The sequence below is a fragment of the Glycomyces sp. NPDC021274 genome, assembly GCF_040641195.1.
GTDB lineage: Bacteria > Actinomycetota > Actinomycetes > Mycobacteriales > Micromonosporaceae > Glycomyces.
This window is the reverse complement of record NZ_JBFADC010000005.1, coordinates 219537-237251: the sequence shown is the minus strand read 5'-3', so window position 1 is coordinate 237251 and position 17715 is coordinate 219537. Positions and strand designations below refer to the sequence as shown.

Sequence of the window (17715 nt, the reverse complement as noted above, 5' to 3'; positions counted from 1 at the left end):
TGGGTCTAGAACTTTCTCAAATAGCAAGGCGCGCAACGGAAGTGCCCTGAACCTCAAAAATGTATGCAGATATGCGAGATCCACCGCGCCTTCGGCGCGGTGGATCTCGCATTGCGGTTCGTTGCTCTACTGGTTAACCCTCGGACTCCCACTGCCGAGCAAGCTTCTCGGCCTCATCGAGGAAGGGCTCGATGTTGTCGGTGATGTACGGGGTCTCGAACGTGATCTTCCGGATTACCGCACTCATGGCGATTAGCTGTTCCTCACCGGTCATCTCATCGAGGAAGTGGTCTTCGCCATAGATGGCGCGGACTGCTCCTTCGACGGTCATGAACTTGAGCGGTGGGTCCGCCTTCCGGAAGTCGTGTCGAATGCCGGTCATGAATGTCCTGAGCGCGGCAAGGTCGAGCTCTTCGCCGAAGTACTGAATTACTGCACCGGCGAACACGGCAGTCGTGAAGTTGAAGTGCGCGCGTGCAAGCCCCTGCTCCCCGATCTGCGTGCGGAGTTCGGTAGACCGTGCTGGCTCGTTGAAGATCATCGCTTTGACTTGCTCGCGGAGCAGTTCCTCGCGCTGCATGTTGTCACTTCCTTCTATCGTGTGCTTCAACGAAGCGGCTCACCGCTTCAACGGCGGTTATGGCGATCATCAGGCCGGCAGCGGCGGCTGAACCCCAGTCTGGCATAACGGGGTCCGGCCGGGAAACCGTCGGACCGGGTGGATTCGTGTCGGCCACGGTGCCCGTTGAGGTGTTCGACAGCGGGTCGAAGCTGTCGCTGAGGAGCTTATCGATCGTCGAACCAGCGTCCTTGCTTGCTTGGCCGATGTCGTCGCCCTTTCGGACAAGGCCTCGGCCGACTCTGGCGATTCTGGTCTTCCGTTGATCGGCTTCGATCGCGTCGGGCGGATCCCAGAGTTCGGCGAGTTTCTCGTTGAACTCGGGATCGGGCTGGAAGCGGCTGCTGAAGGTGAACTTCGGCGGTTCGTTGGAGTTCGAATCGTCGGGCGGTTCGTTGCTCGCTGCGGCTGGGGTTGGGGGCTCGGTTGGGGGCGGACCGTTGCGATCCCCTCCTCCTCCCGAGGCTCCGGCGGGGGTGGGGATTTGGTTGCCGCCAATGGCATCCCCTACTGCAACTCCGCCGCCGGTACCGCCCTGTAAACCCCTCAACGCCTCCGCCTGCTGCTGCACCTGCTCGGCCGCGCTCGTCAACGCCGCGACCTGGGCCTGCATCTGCTCGAGGCTATCTTTGACCTGCATGGCCTGGCCCGATTTCTGCTCGACGCCCAGCGCCGCCAGCTGCCCGCTCAATTCCTCGGCCTGCTGCTTCGCGCCCTCGACAACCGCATTGCTCTGCTCGATCGCATCGCGCGCCGCCGCAACCGCAGCCGACAACTCATCAACACTCGCCACGTCGGGCACCTTCCAGATTCGGGGGGAAACATCGAGCACGCTACCGGACTCGCGCAGAACCCGCCGCCCTCGACCGCACGCGGTCACGCAACCGCCGACACTTCAGCACATCCCTATCGCCTTGTCCCCCATCAACATCCAACCCTCCACCCCTGAGTCTCCCTGCGAGGACTCCAAGGTTCCGGCCCCAAAATTCCCCGACCTTCGACAGTGCCGCAGGCGCCCGGTCCGACCGGCGGTCCCGAAGTATTTTGGTAGGCGCCCGGACCCGGTCGACCGGACCGATCGGTGCCCGTAGACGGCAGCGGCGTCCGCACCCGCCGCCTGCGGGGGCATCACGCAGTCCGGTGAACCTCACGGCCCGGACTCGTGCGTTCGTTCGGTCTCGATCCGGCACACCGACCTGCGATCAGGAGAAAGCATGGACTACGACGAACCGCAGCTGTGGGCCGCGTTGGAAACGGCGCATACGGTCGAGGACCACGAGATACGGCAGGCGCAACTCGAAGACGTCGTCGGCTGGGCCGAGGCACGGGGCTTCGCCCGGCTGGCCTTCACCGCCCGGCGCGCGCTGGCGGACGCGTACTGCGTGGGGCGGCAATGGTCCCGGGCCTTTCCCCTGTTCTCCCGCTGCCTCTCCGAACACGACGCCCGCAGGCACGAGCTCGATCCGGACCAAGAGGCGGAGCTGCTCTCCTGGTACTGCTGGATCGTCCAGACGATGGCCGAGTTCCCGGCGGTCGGACTGCCCCTGATCCACGCGGCGCTCGACGATGTCGAACAGCGCCACCGGGAGGCGGGCCGGAACCTCACCGAGGTGTACGCGACCCGCCGGTCCGTGGCCCACATCGTCGCGGACTGGGAGCAGGAGGCGCACTGGTTCCAGCGGTGGATCGCCGCCGACGGGCCGAATCCGATGCGCATGTGGGACTTCGCCCTGCAAGTCGACCGGCTCACCGACCGCGGGGACGACGCGGCGGCGTACGAGCTGGCCGCCCCGGTGCTGGCCGCCGCACGAACCGTCACCGAACCCCCGGTGCCGGTGCAGATCGACATGCTCCTCCCCCTGGCGCGGCTGGGACGGCACGACGAGGCGAGGCGGGCGTTCCGGCTCGCCCGTCGCCGCATCAGGCGCGGCGTGTACCGCTACGAGTACAGCGGCAGGCTCATCGAGTTCTGCGCGCTCACCGGGAACCTCGATGCGGGCCTCGAGACGCTCAGCAGGATGATGTGGGGCTTCGCGAGCCTGGACCGGCCGACCGGGAAGATGGAGTTCGCCGTCGCCGTGGCGGTGCTGATGCGGCAGATGGTCGACGCCGGTCGCGGCGACGAGCCCATCGGCTGGGCCGGGCAGGGCGAGGACGAGTACGTCGACGCCGCGCAGATGCTTGCGCGGATGCGCGGCATCGCGCTCGATCTCGCGGCGACCTTCGATGCGCGCAACGGCACTGCGGCGCAAGGCGACCGGGCGCGCGCCCGCCTCGACGCGCGGCCGGTCGCGCAGTTCCGGGTGGACGCCGCGAGCTACCGGTTCACCGCCGGCATCCCCGGGGAACTGTCGGCCGAGGAGCTGCTGGCCCGCGCCGAGTGGCATCGCGAACGCGAGCAGCGCACCGCAGCCGAGGACCACCTCCGGGCGCTCGGGCAGCCGCCCGCGCATCTGGCCGCCCGCCATGCGCATCTGCGGGCGCTGATGCGCAAAGGACCGGACACGGGATCCGATCTGCACGAGGCGGCCGGGCGGTACCGGGACGAGGACGACATGATCGGCATGGCGCTCTGCCTGTGCGATGTCGCGGTGTGGATGGGCGACAACGGGATGCTCGACGAGGCGCTGCCGCTGGTCACCAAGATGCGCGACCTGCTGTGCCGGCTGCCCGACCCGAAGACGGCCGCACTGGCGGAGTGCAAGTTCGCGAACGTGGTGGAGTGGTCGGACCAGGACGAGGCCGACCGCGCGCTGGCTCGTGCCGCCGAGCGGGCCGCCGAGTCCGGCGACCCCCATGTCGCCGCCGTCGTCGCGCATTCCAGGGTGCAGCGGGCGGTGCATCAGGATCTGCCGCCCTCGCAGATCATCGCGCTGGCCGCGACGATGCGGGACGCCGCGCTGGACGCGGAGTGGCCGGCTCAAGCGGTCCGTGCGTTCGCCCACCTCGAGACGGCCCACGCCAAGGCGGGCACGTCGGCCGCCTACCACCGGGAGATCGAGGAGCGGATCGCCGGGTTCTCCTCCGGCACACCGCATCTGGTTCGGGTGGGCTTCGGCTTCGCGCAGGCCCGGGTCCGCATCGGCGAGGGCAGGGAGGCGGAGGCCGTGCCGGCGTTGGAGGCGCTGATCGCCGCGGAGCGTTCCAGCGGGGTGCCGACCATGCACTGGCATTGGCTCGCGCGGGGGTATTTCGCGGCCGGTCGCTTCGAAGACGCAGTCGACGTCGCGGAAGTCGACGCCGACTTCCTCGACGAAGAGCGCGAACGTGGGCGCCTTGAGGAGCCGTCGACGGCCGACGAGCACCGCAAGCTGCTGGTCGAGTGCTATCGGCGGCTCGATGACGCCGATGGAGCCTTGGAGCACTTGACGGTCCTGGGCCGCATGGCCGGCGAACGGAAGGACGCGGAACTCCAGGAATACGTGCGCGCTCAGATCGATGCGGTCCGCCGCGCGAGGACGCCGGACCTGCCGGATTCGCTGGAGATCCACGCGGGCGGATCGTAGCCGGTCAGGTCGGCGAGGTGCACCGACTCATGTGGAGGGGCAGGCTCCGATGATCGCGGTGACGATGACGATCCCCGCGGGTCGGTAGCCGCCTGTGCGTCCGCCCGTGGAGCCCGCGCTGCTCGCGAACGGGACGCGATGATTGACGAAGGGCCCCAAGCGCGTAAGCGCTTGGGGTCCTTGGTGTCGAGCGGTGTCAGGCCTTCACGAGGCCGTCGATCGCGGTGGTGAGGGCATCGGAGGCGGTGTCCACCTCTTCCTGGGTGGCGCCCTTGTCGTCGTTGACGGTGGTCGCCGCGTCTCGGGCGGCGGTGAGCGCCGTCCAGGAGTCGGCGGTCCAGCCGGCTTCGGTGAGCGCGGCCGCATCGTCGAGGTGGACGGCGAGGCCGGACTTGTCGATGACTTCGACGATGAACTGGAGTTCGGCGACGTTGCAGTAGCCGTTGCCGCCGCTGATGCGCAGGGCCTCGTAGTGGACGGGCTCGGCCAGAGGGACCGTGTTCCAGCCGCGGACCGGGGTGCCGGTGCTCGCGAACTCGGTCCAGGTGGCGCCGCCGTCGTTGGAGCCCTGGATCTTCAGGCCGGTCGCCCGCAACCACGCGCTGTCGCGCGGGAAGTACTTCACGCCGACCACGGTGTACCCGGTCCCGTCGGTCGGGAGCACGGTGTTCGTGCAGGACTTGGTGGTCGTGTCGGTGAACGTCCCGGTGTTGCCGTCGAACATGGCCCAGCCGTTGGCGGCCGCGTCCTTCGAGCCGTCCCACGAGCCCGTGCTGGCCGCGACCCAGGACTGATCGAAACCGGCGGGCGCCTCGGTCGCCGACGGGTCGAGGAGGTCCCAGGCGTTGATGAGGCGCTGGGCGAGGGCCTGCTCGTCGGCCTCCGGTTCGGCGAGGGCCTCGCGGACCGCGGCGACTTCCCGCGGGAAGAGGAGCTGCGAACCGCGGGTGTAGCCGCTCAGGTCCACGGCGTCCGCGCGCTCCAGGATCGGGTCGATGTCGTAGACGGCGGTGCCGAAGAGCCGGAGCTCCGCGATGTAGACCGGCGCGCTGTTCACGACCCGCAGGTAGCGGTAGCCTTCGTCGTCCTGCGACGGGAGGTTCTGCCACGACAGCGTCTTGAACGACGCGTCACCGACGGTGGTCCAGGTGGTGAGGTCGTTCGAGCCCTGGAGCACCTGGTCGTCCATGCGGCGCACGCCCTCGCTGTCTTGGCGCGCAAGATAGTCGAAGCGGTCCACGCTGACCTGCACGCCGGCGCCGAAGTCCCACACGAGGGAGTGCTGGCCGTCGACGGCGGGCACGTCGCTGAAGGTCGCGGGGTTGCCGTCGAGCATCTTCTGCGACTGGGCGGCATTCGACGAGTCGGCCGAACCGTCCGCCTTGATCACTTGCGCGTCGGCGAGGTCGACGAGGTTCCGTTCGTCCGAGCCGTAGAGGGCGGTGCTGTCCGTCGCGCCGTGGATCGTCGCGGCCGTCTCACCGTCCTCAGTGGTGTGGTCGACCACGAGGTCGAGGCGGCCGCCGCCGGTGAGGTCGCCGAGCGTGCCGGTGGCCGTCCACGACAGCGAGTCCTCGCTGGTCGCGGCGAGCTCCTGGCCGCCGACGCTGACCGCGACGTCGCTGATCGGCTTCGCGCTGGTGAAGGTCACGTTGACCTCGTCGCCGCTGATCACCCTGCCCGCTTCGGCGTCCGGTGAGGCCACCGACACGTCGGTGATATCGCCGGGGACCTCGGAGCGGTCGCCGAAGACGTGGAACTCGGCGACCGACCAGATGCCCGGGTAGGCGGGGTCGATCGGCGGGGCCGGATCGTCGATCTGGAGCTTCAGGTAGCGGTACTCCTTGCCGCGGTGCTCGGCGACGACCGGGATGGTCTCCATCTCGTTGGTGTCGCCGGTCGGCCGCTCGGTGAGCAGGTCCCAGGTGATGCCGTCGTTGGACCCGTACACGTTGGTGCCCTGCGAGCGCATCGGGAACGAGAAGCGGGCCTGGAGGCCGAACTCCTCGGCGGCGACGCGGTACCGGGTGCCGAAGTCGAGCGTGACGAACCCGACCCGCAGGTCGCCGAAGTGGCTGTTGTTGTTGCCGTCGGCGAGGGCGCGGGCCTGGTCCGCGGTCATGTTGGCCGGGGCGACCGCGTTGCGGTAGTCGAGCGATCCGTCCGCCAGCCGCGGGTTGAGCAGTTCGAGCGCCTCGATGGCGTCGAGCAGGGCCTGGAACGCGGTGCGGAACTCCTCATCGGTGCCGTTCTCGGCCGAGTCCTTCGCGGCGTCGAGCGCGGCCTGGTACGGCTCGTTCGAGGCCGTGGTGTAGACCGCGCCCTCCTCGGTGCCGTCGGCGACGGCCGCGTCGATCATCTTGGGCCGGTTCTTGGCCACGGCGAGTTCGAAGGTCCGGGCGGAGACGGCGTCGCCGTCGTCGGCGATGATCTGGACCTGGTGGACGCCGCGGTCGTGCGAGGTCGGCTTCCAGGTGAGGGTGCCGGTCTCGGGGTCGAGTTCGGCGCCTTCCGGGAGGCCTGCGGCGGTGTAGGCGGGGGCGTTCCCGGTGTCGGTCGCGCCGAGCTCGAACGTGGAGGTCGCGTCCGGCCACAGGTGGTACTTGCCGCGGGCCTGCTCGAAGGCGGGCGGGGTGAGCTGCTTCTGGGCGTCGAGCAGGAGCGAGTCCATGTCCACAGTGGTGCCGTCACCGGTGATGCGGTAGAACTGGGTGTTGAGGCCGACCGCGGGGTACGTGACGTACCGCCATTCGCCTTGCGTGTCGGGCAGTTCCATCCGCGCCAGGACGCCCGGCTCGGGTTCGGCCTCGTTGCGCGGGTCGCGCTCCTCCTTGTCGAGCACTTCCATGACGGCGGGGCCGTCGGTGCGCACGAGCACGCCCGTCGTGCTGTTGCCGGGGTACATCACACGGCTGACGACGCTGACGGTGCCGTCCGCGTCCGCGGTGGCGCGGGCGAAGGTGGCGCCGTCCTCGCTGATGATCTCGGTGCCGTCGTCGAGCGGGATGCCGTAGTTGCCGAAGGTGAGCGCGGTGTCCTCGGCCGGTCGCGGCTCGGTGCCGGCGATCTCGGGCGGGAACGCCACCCAGTACTCGATGCTCTTGTCGCCTGGGGACCAGAAGTTGTGGACGCCGGTCCCGTACTTGTAGAGGGGGCCGTCCATGCGCTCGTTCAGGAGGGCGACGTTCGGTGCCTCGGCCTCGACGTCGACGCCTTCGACGTACTTGTACTGGTAGTACAACTCGTTGAGCGCGTTGAACATCCGGCCCCGGTAGGCCGGCGAGATGACGCCGCCGGTGCCGCGGTCGTCGATGTACTTCGTGGGCTGCCCCATCATGTAGCCGTCGAACGCGTCCGCGCCGGCCAGGAGCCGGTTGCCGAGGAAGCCGTAGGCGGTCACGGCGTCGTCGGCGGTGGAGACGGTGCCGTCCTCAGGGTCCACTCTGGTGCCCTGGACGTGGAGGAAGCGCGCCATCGCCGCGAAGTTGTCGATGTTGCATTCGGCGTGGGCCTGGTCGCGGCCCATCTCGCGCAGCTGCACGAAGTCCTCGCCGTAGGGGTTGGCGGGGTCGTCGGCCTCGATGAGCGGGATCTGCTGCGCGAGGCCGCCGCTGGTGTAGTTCACGAACTCGGAGTTCACGGTGAACCACTCGACGCCCTTGGCGTAGGCCTCGGCGTCGTCGGCGTAGATCGCGGTCGCGATGCGGCCGTACAACCCGAAGTTGTGCTGGTTCATCCACCGCTCGGGCGAGTACAGGAACGTGTCGACGAGCGGCTGGGCGAAGTTGCCGAGCAGCTTCGCGTCGTCGTCGGCGGTCCATTCGACGCTGTAGCCGTCGTGCGTGCCCGGCGTGTCGTCGGCGGCCGGTTCGGTGGCGCGGATGATCTCGGCGGCCATGAGGAACTGGGAGAGCGGCTTGCCGGTGTGGATGTGCGCGTCGGGGAAGTACTTGAACCCGTCGGGGTTCATGCTCGCCCACGTGCGCAGGGCCTGGATCGCGTTCTTGCGGTACACCTCGTTGCCGGTCATGACCCACATGAGGGACTGGCTGAGCGCGCCGTAGGAGTCGTTCGTCTCGCGGCCGCGCAGGCCCCCGTGGTTGAAGTTCGGGTCGAGCGCGACGTCCGGTTGCGCGGCGGACTTGGAGTTGGACGCGCGGTAGGTCTTGGAGGTGGCGCCGGTCTTGGTCATCGCGTCGAAGTAGGAGGCCCACGGCTCCTGGCCCGAGCGGACCATCTCCTGGGCGTTGCGCAGGTCGTCGGCCGAGAGGCCCACGCCGGGGTGGACGAACCCGGCGTCGCTCACGGTCTCGTTGATCTCGACCACGTGGTCGGTGAGGAGGCCGGCGTAGGGCAGTTCGTCCTGCTCCTGGGCCTGCGCGGGCGGCGGTGCGGCGACCACCGCGATGCCCGCCGCGAGGGCGGCGGCCAGCGCGATGAGGCGCGGCCGCTTTCGTCGGTCGACTTGCGTCATTGCACGTCCTTTCGGGGTAGAGCCTTGCAAGGGGAGGCCTTTCAAGGCGGGGGCCTTCCGGGTCTGCCGGCGGGGGTGGCGGCGCCGGAGGGGTCCGGTCGGGTGCACAAGCAGCTGCATATCGGAATCCGTCTATGCGGACGATAGCGGCTGCGGTGGCGAGAATCAAGGCTCTGGCAGATAACGTTCTCTGCTCGTTGGTATGGGCAAGTTTTGACCCCTGCGTCGGGTTACCGAATTGTTATCTTGGGAAGATCACGTTGTCTAGCTGCATGATCGGTTGTATCGACAGGTGATCTGGGTCCCTGCTGCTGACATTGATCGATCAGAGGGTCTCGACAAGTCAGCGATTGAGATCTAACTTAGAAACCGATATCTATCCGGCGACTCCGAAGGACCCCCGAGTGGCAGACCGACCCCGAGCGCTCTTGGCCATGAGCCCCGAGTTCCTCCCGCAGCTCTTCCCCGAGCCGCTCATGCGGCGTCTCGCCGCGGTGCTCGACTTCGACCCCGAATTCGTCGTCCAGGACTTCTCCGAGCCCGCCGCGAAGGCGGCGCTGGCGGAGGCCGAGGTCGTCGTCTCCAGTTGGGGTGTACCGAAACTGAACGACGACGTGCTGGCCGGGGCGCCGCATCTGAAGGCGGTGCTGCACGCGGCCGGCACGGTGAAGTGGATCCTCGGCGACGCCGGCTGGGAGCGGGGCATCGTCGTCTCCAGCTCGTCGGGGGCGAACGCGCTGCCGGTCGCGGAGTACACGCTCGCGTCGATCCTGATGGCGGGCAAGGGGATCTTCCAGCTGCGCGAGGACTTCCGCAAGGAGCGCAGTTTCACGCTGGGGTACATCCACCCGGGGGTCGGCAATTTCGGTCGCACGATCGGTGTCGTGAGCGCCTCGAAGATCGGGCGGCGGGTGCTGGAGCTGCTGCGGCCGTTCGATTTCACGGTGCTGCTGTACGACCCGTTCGTGGGTGCGGCCGAGGCGGCCGAGCTGGGCGCGGAGTCGGTCGGGCTCGATGAGCTGGTGGCCCGGGCGGACGTGGTCAGCGTCCACGCGCCCGATCTGCCCGAGACCGAGCACCTCATCAACGCCGAGCGGCTGGCGCTCATGCGGGACGGCACGGTGGTGGTCAACACGGCGCGCGGGCGCCTGGTCGACACTGCGGCGCTCACCGTGGAGCTGCTCAACGGGCGGCTCTCGGCGGTCATCGACGTGACGCACCCGGAGCCGCTGCCGGCGCACTCGCCGCTGTACGACCTTCCCAATGTCTTCCTCACTCCGCACGTGGCCGGCTCGCACGGCAACGAGTTGTCCCGTATGGGCCTGTTCATGGTCGAGGACGCCGAGCGGTACGCGGCGGGCGAGCCGCTGCTGCACCGGGTGGATCCCGAGACGCTCTGGAGGCAGGCCTGATGCGACGAAGATAGAAACCGATATCTGACCGTTTTCCGGTGCACCGGCGAGACTGGAAACGCCCGCGCGGACGGCAACGAATTCGCATCATCCTGCGAATACGTTGCGCCGCAATCGAATAGAACGCTCTGAGAACCGAGATTTCGGCAGGCGAATCATTGACTGATTTCCATACCTGATGATACCGTTATCTCCCCGGCGACCTGGTGCAGCACCCGGCAGGACGACCGCACCGGCCGTCGGAATAATCTTCACAACAGCCTCATCCCTCACCCCTGTATCAACGTTGATCTAAGGAGGCCCCTCATGGCCGAAGTCTCTCGCCGCAAGCTCCTCGGTGCCGCCGGCGCCGCAGCCGCCACTGCCGCACTCGGTACGACCGCCGCCTGCTCCGGCAGCGCCGGAGGCGGCGCCACGGGCGGCGACTACGAGATGCCGACGTACCAGCCCGCCCCGGAACTCGAGGTCCAGCCGTACTACACGAGCGAGACCCCGGGCATGGAGAGCGTCTACACCGAGTACCCGAAGACGTTCTTCAAGTCGGTCGACCGCGAGCCGGGCTCGGGCGGCAAGGTCACGAGCTTCCAGCTCACCTGGGGCGACCCCGCCACCCCGCTCGAGGAGAACCCGTACTGGCAGGAGCTGAACGAGCGCCTGGGCGTCAGCTTCGAGCCGCAGTTCGTGCCCCAGCCGGTCTTCGACCAGAAGTTCGCGACCATGCTCGCCTCTGGCGACGTCCCCGACCTGGTCTTCGTCAACGACCAGTCCGCGGGGAACCTCCAGGGCATCCGCGACGGCGCGTTCGCCGACCTCTCCGAGACGTTCTCGGGCGACAACATCCTCAAGTGGCCCAACCTCGCCGCGCGCAAAGAGGAAATCTGGCAGGCCAGCCTCAAGGACGGCCGCATCTACCAGGTCCCCTCGACCGTCTGGGCCCTCACCAACGTGCCGACGATGCGCACCGACCTGGTCGACCAGACCTCGATCGGACGCGCCCCCAAGGACGCCGACGAGCTGTTCACCATGCTCAAAGAGGTCTCGGCCCTCGGCACGGGCCCCGGCGGCCAGAAGGTCTACGGGCTCAACAAGTACGACGCCCACCCCAACACCGCGGTGATGTTCCAGCGCCTGTTCAAGACCGGCGCCGAATGGCAGGTGAACGCCGACGGCGACCTGGTCCACATCACCTCGACCGAGAACTACCGGGCGATGCTCGAATGGCTCGCCCGCGCCTGGGCCGAGGGGATCTTCGACCCGGTCTCCATGTCCCCCACGGCCACCGACATCGTCTCCGGTGCGGCCCTGCGCTACGACCCGGTCGGCGGGGCCATCGGCGCACTCGGCCTGTCCCAGTGGGAGGCCGACCTGCCGGGCGCGACGTACGACTTCTTCGACATGCCCGGCTTCGACGGCTCCGGCCAGGTCGTCGTGCGCAACGTGCCCTACGGCCGGTCGACCTGCGTATCGGCGGCCGCGGCCGAGGACGAGGACCGCCTCACCGAGATCCTCAACGTCCTCGACTACCTCTCGGCCCCGTTCGGCTCCGAGGAGCAGTACTTCATCGCCAACGGCACCGAGGGCGTCCACCACACCGTCGACGCGCACGGCATCCCGATCGTCAACCCCGACAGCGCTACCGCGCTGGCCGTCCAGTACGTCGGCGTCACCTCCGGCGACAACTCGTACCGCATCCACCCGAACGCGGCCCCGTGGGCCGAATCCTTCGTCACGGTCATGGAGGCCCTGGCGGAGCACTCGATCGCGCGGCCCCTCGAAGGGCTCGAGGCCGCCTCGCAGACCTTCGTCACCAAGGGCGCGCAGCTCAAGCAGCTGTGGACGGACTTCGAGACCGGCGTGATCACCGGCCGCGAGAGCATCGACGACCTGCAGTCCTTCGTGGACAACTACATGTCGCAGGGAGGCACCCAGGTCCGCGACGAATACACCCAGGCGCTGAAGGACGCGGGCAAGTGAGCGTGAACACCACGGACGCCGGCCCCGGGACCCGCACTGCGCGGGCCCCGGGGCCGTCCGCGCCCCCGCAGCGACGCAAACTGACGCTGCGCCAACGGATCTGGCGTGAACGCTGGTCGTACACGTTCATCATCCCCGGCGCCGCGTTCTTTCTGGTCTTCATGTACGTGCCCATGGCGGGCAACGTCGTCGCGTTCCAGGACTACTCGCCGTTCCGCGGCATCGAGGGCTCACCGTGGGTCGGCCTCGCGAACTTCACCGCGATCTGGACCGACCCCGAGATCATCACCGCCCTGCGGAACACGCTCATCATCGCGTTCCTCCAGCTGGCCTTCGCCTTCCCGGCGCCGATCGCCCTCGCGCTCCTGCTGCACTCACTGCTGTCGGAGAAGGTGAAGCGGCTCGTCCAGACCATCGTCTACCTGCCCAACTTCCTCTCCTGGGTCATCGTGATCTCGGTGTGGCAGCAGGTCGTAGGCGGCGGCGGACTCGTCGCGGGCATCCTCGACGGCTTCGGCATGCCCGGCTTCGACCTCATGACCGACGCGGACGGCTTCAAATTCCTCGTCGTCGCCCAGAACATCTGGAAGGACGCCGGCTGGGGCACCATCATCTTCTTCGCCGCCATCGCCGGCATCCCCTCCGAGCGCTACGAGGCCGCCGCGATCGACGGCGCCTCGGGCTGGCAGCGCACCTGGCACATCACGCTGCCCGCGCTCATCCCGGTCGCGACGCTCCTGCTCATCCTCAACATCGGCTCGATCCTCACCGTCGGCTTCGAGCAGCTCCTGCTCCAGCAGCCCATGGTCGGCGCCGACGCCGCGCAAGTGCTCGACACGTTCGTCTACTTCAGAGGCGTCCTCGGCGGCCAATGGGGCATCGCCACCGCCGCAGGCCTGCTCAAGGGCATCATCGGCACCATCCTGGTCCTGTCGGCCAACAAGCTCGCCAAGAAGATGGGCGGAGAGGGGATCTTCTAATGGCCACCGCAACCGTCAGCCGTCCACCATGGATGAACCCGCCCCCGGTGTGGGTCAGGGGCGTCAAGGCGATCGTCATCGTCTGCATCGTCATCACGATGATCTACCCGCTGGTCTACGTCATCGCGATGAGCTTCGCCTCGCCCGAGCAGGCCCGCGCGGGCGTCGTCTTCCCCACCGAGTACTCGCTCGACGCCTACCGCGCGATCTTCAACGGCGGCACCGTCGTCAACGGCCTCCAGAACTCGCTCTTCATCACCGTCGTCGGCACGCTCCTCTCCCTCGCCGCGACCTCGATGCTCGCCTGGGGCCTGGTGCGCACCCGCCAGGTCCCCGGCGCCAAGATCGTGCTCATCGGCATCCTCGCGACGATGTTCTTCAGCGCCGGCATCATCCCGAACTTCATGCTCATCAAGTACCTCGGGCTCCTGGACTCCACGTGGTCCCTGATCATCCCGGGCCTCATCTCGGCCTTCAACATGATCGTGATCCGGAACTTCTTCCAAGGCCTGCCCGAGGAACTCATCGAAGCGGCGCGCATCGACGGCGCGGGCGAATGGCGGATCTTCCTCCAGATCGTCCTGCCGCTCTCCAAACCCGTGCTCGCCGTGATGGGCCTGTTCTACGCCGTGGCCTACTGGAACACCTACTTCAACGCGCTGCTCTACATCAACGACAGCGAGAAGTGGCCCATCCAGGTCGTCCTCCAGCAGTACGTCCTCGCCGGCGTCGCCATCCCGGGAGCCGTCGTCTCCCCCGACCAGCCCCCGCCCCCCGGCGTGACCCTCCAGATGGCCGTCATCGTCCTCGCGACGGTCCCCATCCTCATCGTCTACCCGTTCCTCCAGCGCTTCTTCACCTCCGGCGTCCTCACCGGCGCCGTCAAAGGCTGAATCCGAGGGTTAAGACACAACTGAATACGGCCGGGCCGGTCACCGCAGCTGCGGTGACCGGCCCGGCCGATTCGCGCCTCGCGACACGCCACGGGCAGCCGATTGGTTTTTGTAGGGTTCCACAGGAGACGCGCTTCAACGTAGCGCTCCTGTCCCTTACGAAGCAGCCGTTGCGAAGTGCCACTCGTGCGGATTCCACAATCGAGACGCGGCAAGACCAGGGTCATCACTACTGGTGTGCTTGACTTCACCTAAAGTGATGAATAGATTCTCCTTCGACCGGGCCCCACCGATCCTGGAGGAACCATGAAGTGCCGCAATAACGTCAGCGACATACCGAACCGATTCCCGCCCCGCCAGGCCGTCTCCTACTCGACCTTCTTCCTGAACGTCCTCACCGGACGCAAATCCGCCGCCGAGGCCCGCATGTTCGCCACCGATGCCGGCTGGCGGGCCTTCACCAGGGTCCAGCGCCGCGTCCCCACCCGGTTCCGCCAAGTCCGGGTCGTCCGCGCGAACTTCCCCACCAAGGAGTCGGCCGAGATCGTCGCCATGGTCGAGAACGGCACCGCCCACCAGGCCATGACCTTGACCTTCCGTGCGACGCAGCACGGTTGGCGACTCGACCACTGCGACCTCATCCACGCCAACCGCCGCCCGATGCAGCGGCGCTGAACCATCAGCGAGGCCCCCGAGCGCACAGCGCCGGGGGCCTCATCGCGTTCCCGGCGGCGCCTGCGCGTCTCGAAACGGATCCCGGGGTGCTGATTCAGCGGCGGGTGATGGGCTCCGGGGCGGTGAGGCGGGCGGCGTCGGCTGCGGCGAGGCCGGCTATGTGGCCCTCGTAGTTGGTGATGCGGGTGGAGCGGCCGAATTTGAGGCGGGGGAAGAGTTCTTCGGTGCGGGAGTCGACGCGCTGGTCGCGTTGGCGCATCACGGGGACGAGGTCGGTGCCGGTCTCCTCGGTGTACTCGCGGGCGGTGTCCTCGGCGGATTCGCGGAGGCGTTCGCCGATGCGCATGGCGAAGGACGCCAGGAACGACTGGCGGAACGAGCGCGTCTGGGACTTGCCGCGCTTGGCCGAGATCGAGCCGACCCGGGTCATCGCCGCAGTGGCCTGCACCAGCAGGGAGTTGAAGAGGAGCTCGACCGAGCGGAGGTCCGCGCGGTCGCCGATCAAGGTGGTGAAACCGCCGTCGGGCCAGTACACGGAGCGGCAGTGGTTGGCGTCGGCGATCTGGGCGAGGAGCTCGGACTTGGGCTGCTCGTAAGGGCGCTCGATGATGACGCGGAGCGCCTCTGGGTCGCGCTTGCCTTCGCCCGCTTCGGAAAGGAGCGCCTCGTTGATGCTGTGGCGGGCGATGAGCTGCTGCGCCTTGGCGGTGAACGCCTCGGCTTCGGCGTCGGAGTCGGTCGACTCGGCCTTGGCGAGCAGGGCCCGGATCTTCTCGTAGACGCGGGAGGACTCCGCGACGCCGAGCCCGTGCGTGATGAGCAGGTCGCCCGGGAGCGGCTCGACCTTCGGGATCTTCGGGAGTCCACTGAGGAAGTCGAGGGCTTCGAGGACGGCTCCCCACAGGACGATCCGGTCCCAGCGGCCCAGGCCCGCGCTCGCCTTGGCGACGCCCGCGAACGGGGCGATCGCGGCGAGCTCTTCGCGCTGCACGTTCCAGCGGTCGCTCAGCTGCATGTCGCGGTACTGCGCGAGCTGGCCGCGCATCATGACCGCGCCGGCCCGCACCGCCTCCGGGCTGAGGGACTTCCGCAAGGCGCTCAAGGCCTCTCGCGGCATCCAGCCCCACTCCCAGGCGCGCAGGGCCGCGTCGCCGCCGAGTTCGTCGAAGACGCCGGCGAGCGCCGCCGGCCAGCCGGGATCGCCCGAGCCGCCTTCGAGGTCGGAGGCGGCGTCGACCCAGTCGAGGCGCAGGCTCCGGGCCCGCTGGAGGACGCCGAGCACCGCGTAGCGGGCGCGTCCTTCGAGCGGCAGCCCGTCGAGCTCGTCCTGTTGCACCGTTCCCCCGATTCCGCGAACGCGAAGGCCCCGCGATCACTCCTGCGACTGTATCAAAGTCGCAGGTCACGGGGCCAACGCTGCGGTTCGGGTCGGGCGTGAGGGGAGACACCCCGCGCAGCCGGGGCCGCGCGGGGCGCCCTGGGTCAGGCGTAGACCTCGAATTCGGCGACTCTCGGCGTGCCGCTCGCGCTCGTGATCACGAAGCTGACCTTCGTCGTGGAGACGGCGGAGAAGGAGATCACCCCCGCGCCGGTGCCGGAGGCGAGGACGGCGCCCGTGGCGTGGTTCACGAGCTGCCAGTTGTCGATGTTGCCCGCGGTGCCTGCGGCTTCACGGATGTTGACGGTGTCGATCGTCTTGGCCGAACTCCATTTCACGGAGACCGTGCCGGTGGTGCCGCTGGGCGACCAGTAGGTGCTCATGCTCCCGTCGATGACGTTGCCGTAGCTGGTGCCGCTGGCCTTGCTGGAGCCGTCGGCGCCGGCGCCGATGCTGAGGTTGGTGCCGCCGGGCGGGGTGGTCGGACTCGTGCCAGGGTCAGTCGGGCCAGTGGTGGGGCTGGTGGTGGGGTTGGTCGGGTTCGGCGACGGGGACTGCACGTTGCAGCTGCCGTCCGAGACCTGGTTGCCCTTGTTCGCGCCGGCCGTCTTGCTCACGATGCTCGGCACGCAGGAGGCGTTGTCGAGCGAGTAGCTGTAGGGGACGCTGATGGTGGTGGTGGAGGGCATGCTGGGTCCGGCGGGGTAGTTCTCGCTGCCCTGGGCCGACCAGGTCACGTTGTCGAGGATGTTCCCGCTGGTCTGCCAGGTCCCGCGCTCGTTGGTGTAGAAGGTGCCGAGGACGTCCTTCGAGTCCTCGAAGTAGTTGTTGTCCACTTTGGCCTTGCCGCCGGCACGGGAGTTGATGCCCGACTCCACGATCCCGGTGTAGTGGTTGTTGTAGATGTGGGCCGTGGCGCCGCGCAGCAGCGGCACCCGGGAGTTGAGGTTGTCGTACAGGTTGTGGTGGTAGGTGATGTAGTTGTTCGACGTGTCGCTCTCGCTGGAGCCGACCAGGCCGCCGCGCTCGGAGTTGCGCAGGATGCTGTAGGAGAGGGTGACGTACTCGGTGTCGTTCTTCATGTCGAAGAGGCCGTCGTAGCCTTCGGCTTCGCCGCCTGAGGCTTCGAGGGTGAGGTGGTCGGCCCAGACGTTGCGCACGCCTGCTTCCATGCCGATCGCGTCGCCGCCGTTGGAGGTGGGCGAGCCGGACTTCTTCACGTTCCTCACGGTGAAGTTCTGCAGGATGATGTTGCTGGAGGACCGGATGTGGATCCCGATCTGGTCGAACACGGCGCCGGAGCCGACGCCGACGATCGTCACGTTGCTGACCTCTTTGAGGTCGATGAGGGTGGAGCCGACGTCGCAGCTGTCGCCGGAGACGTCGCTGGTGTTGCCGTGGTTGATGGTCCCCTCGACCTGGATGATGATCGGGGTGCTGGAGCTGGCCCGGTTGCACAGGGCCTGGTTGATCTGGGTGCCGGTGGTGGCGCGGACGACCTGGCCGCCGGCGCCGCCGGTGGTCCCGCCGTTCTGCGTGGCGTAGCCGGTTACGCCGCCGGTTGCCGCGGAGGCGTTGGTGATCGACAGGGCGACGCCTGCTGCGACCACGGCTGCGGTGGCGAGCACCGCGGCGATCCTGCGGGTGACGGTTCGTCTCATCTGGGGGGTTCTCCTTCACGGAAGATGCATCGATATATGTCAATGAGTTTAGGGAAAGGGCTTTCCCGGGGTCAAGACCTTCGATGCAACCGATTGCAGAAACTTCTCAGCGAACCTGAATCCGCCAATGGCTGGCGCGAGGG

The 17715-nt window shown here is 68.0% G+C and carries 11 protein-coding genes; 6 read left to right on the top strand and 5 right to left on the bottom strand.

Annotation, left to right across the window (positions count from 1 at the left end; all coding sequences use genetic code 11):
• Window positions 1-133: 133 nt before the first annotated feature.
• Together AB0I03_RS14110 and AB0I03_RS14105 are read right to left on the bottom strand one after the other, a co-directional pair.
• A complete protein-coding gene (locus tag AB0I03_RS14110) occupies window positions 134-580 on the bottom strand; it encodes a hypothetical protein (RefSeq protein ID WP_360411729.1) in 447 nt (148 codons plus the stop codon).
• A 4-nt stretch (window positions 581-584) separates the two neighbouring features.
• Window positions 585-1412, bottom strand: coding sequence for a hypothetical protein (locus AB0I03_RS14105; protein WP_360411727.1), 828 nt, complete (start codon window positions 1410-1412; stop codon window positions 585-587).
• Between the two features lie 421 nt (window positions 1413-1833).
• Between AB0I03_RS14105 and AB0I03_RS14100 the strand changes: the two genes are divergently transcribed.
• Window positions 1834-4125 carry a hypothetical protein gene (locus AB0I03_RS14100; RefSeq protein ID WP_360411725.1) on the top strand — a complete coding sequence of 764 codons (2292 nt, stop codon included), beginning with the start codon at window positions 1834-1836 and terminating at the stop codon, window positions 4123-4125.
• A 196-nt stretch (window positions 4126-4321) separates the two neighbouring features.
• Here the strand turns inward: AB0I03_RS14100 and AB0I03_RS14095 are convergent, their stop codons facing one another.
• On the bottom strand, window positions 4322-8599 hold the full coding sequence (locus AB0I03_RS14095; RefSeq protein WP_360411722.1) for a putative Ig domain-containing protein: 4278 nt from the start codon (window positions 8597-8599) through the stop codon (window positions 4322-4324).
• A gap of 434 nt (window positions 8600-9033) precedes the next feature.
• Between AB0I03_RS14095 and AB0I03_RS14090 the strand changes: the two genes are divergently transcribed.
• From AB0I03_RS14090 to AB0I03_RS14070, 5 genes are all read left to right on the top strand, one after another.
• Window positions 9034-10011, top strand: a complete 978-nt coding sequence (locus AB0I03_RS14090) for a hydroxyacid dehydrogenase (RefSeq protein WP_360412209.1) — start codon at window positions 9034-9036, stop codon at window positions 10009-10011.
• Between the two features lie 306 nt (window positions 10012-10317).
• Entirely contained in the window at window positions 10318-11985 is a 1668-nt protein-coding gene (locus AB0I03_RS14085) for an extracellular solute-binding protein (protein WP_360411719.1), read from the top strand.
• Complete coding sequence (locus tag AB0I03_RS14080) at window positions 11982-12965, top strand: ABC transporter permease subunit (RefSeq protein WP_360411716.1); 984 nt, start codon at window positions 11982-11984, stop codon at window positions 12963-12965. The genes AB0I03_RS14085 and AB0I03_RS14080 overlap by 4 nt, the downstream gene beginning before the upstream one ends.
• Window positions 12965-13858 carry a carbohydrate ABC transporter permease gene (locus tag AB0I03_RS14075; RefSeq protein ID WP_360411713.1) on the top strand — a complete coding sequence of 298 codons (894 nt, stop codon included), beginning with the start codon at window positions 12965-12967 and terminating at the stop codon, window positions 13856-13858. The genes AB0I03_RS14080 and AB0I03_RS14075 overlap by 1 nt, the downstream gene beginning before the upstream one ends.
• A 306-nt stretch (window positions 13859-14164) precedes the next feature.
• Entirely contained in the window at window positions 14165-14533 is a 369-nt protein-coding gene (locus AB0I03_RS14070) for an Rv3235 family protein (protein WP_360411710.1), read from the top strand.
• Between the two features lie 94 nt (window positions 14534-14627).
• Here the strand turns inward: AB0I03_RS14070 and AB0I03_RS14065 are convergent, their stop codons facing one another.
• Together AB0I03_RS14065 and AB0I03_RS14060 are read right to left on the bottom strand one after the other, a co-directional pair.
• On the bottom strand, window positions 14628-15869 hold the full coding sequence (locus AB0I03_RS14065) for a DUF2786 domain-containing protein (RefSeq protein WP_360411707.1): 1242 nt from the start codon (window positions 15867-15869) through the stop codon (window positions 14628-14630).
• Between the two features lie 146 nt (window positions 15870-16015).
• Window positions 16016-17572, bottom strand: coding sequence for a pectate lyase (locus AB0I03_RS14060; protein WP_360411704.1), 1557 nt, complete (start codon window positions 17570-17572; stop codon window positions 16016-16018).
• Window positions 17573-17715 lie beyond the last annotated feature (143 nt).

Excerpts from the sequence above, each read along its gene's own strand:
- AB0I03_RS14110 (WP_360411729.1), bottom strand. The coding sequence starts at position 580 with ATGCAGCGCGAGGAACTGCTCCGCGAGCAAGTCAAAGCGATGATCTTC.
- AB0I03_RS14100 (WP_360411725.1), top strand. The coding sequence starts at position 1,834 with ATGGACTACGACGAACCGCAGCTGTGGGCCGCGTTGGAAACGGCGCAT.
- AB0I03_RS14095 (WP_360411722.1), bottom strand. The coding sequence starts at position 8,599 with ATGACGCAAGTCGACCGACGAAAGCGGCCGCGCCTCATCGCGCTGGCC.
- AB0I03_RS14090 (WP_360412209.1), top strand. The coding sequence starts at position 9,034 with ATGAGCCCCGAGTTCCTCCCGCAGCTCTTCCCCGAGCCGCTCATGCGG.
- AB0I03_RS14085 (WP_360411719.1), top strand. The coding sequence starts at position 10,318 with ATGGCCGAAGTCTCTCGCCGCAAGCTCCTCGGTGCCGCCGGCGCCGCA.
- AB0I03_RS14075 (WP_360411713.1), top strand. The coding sequence starts at position 12,965 with ATGGCCACCGCAACCGTCAGCCGTCCACCATGGATGAACCCGCCCCCG.
- AB0I03_RS14070 (WP_360411710.1), top strand. The coding sequence starts at position 14,165 with ATGAAGTGCCGCAATAACGTCAGCGACATACCGAACCGATTCCCGCCC.
- AB0I03_RS14060 (WP_360411704.1), bottom strand. The coding sequence starts at position 17,572 with ATGAGACGAACCGTCACCCGCAGGATCGCCGCGGTGCTCGCCACCGCA.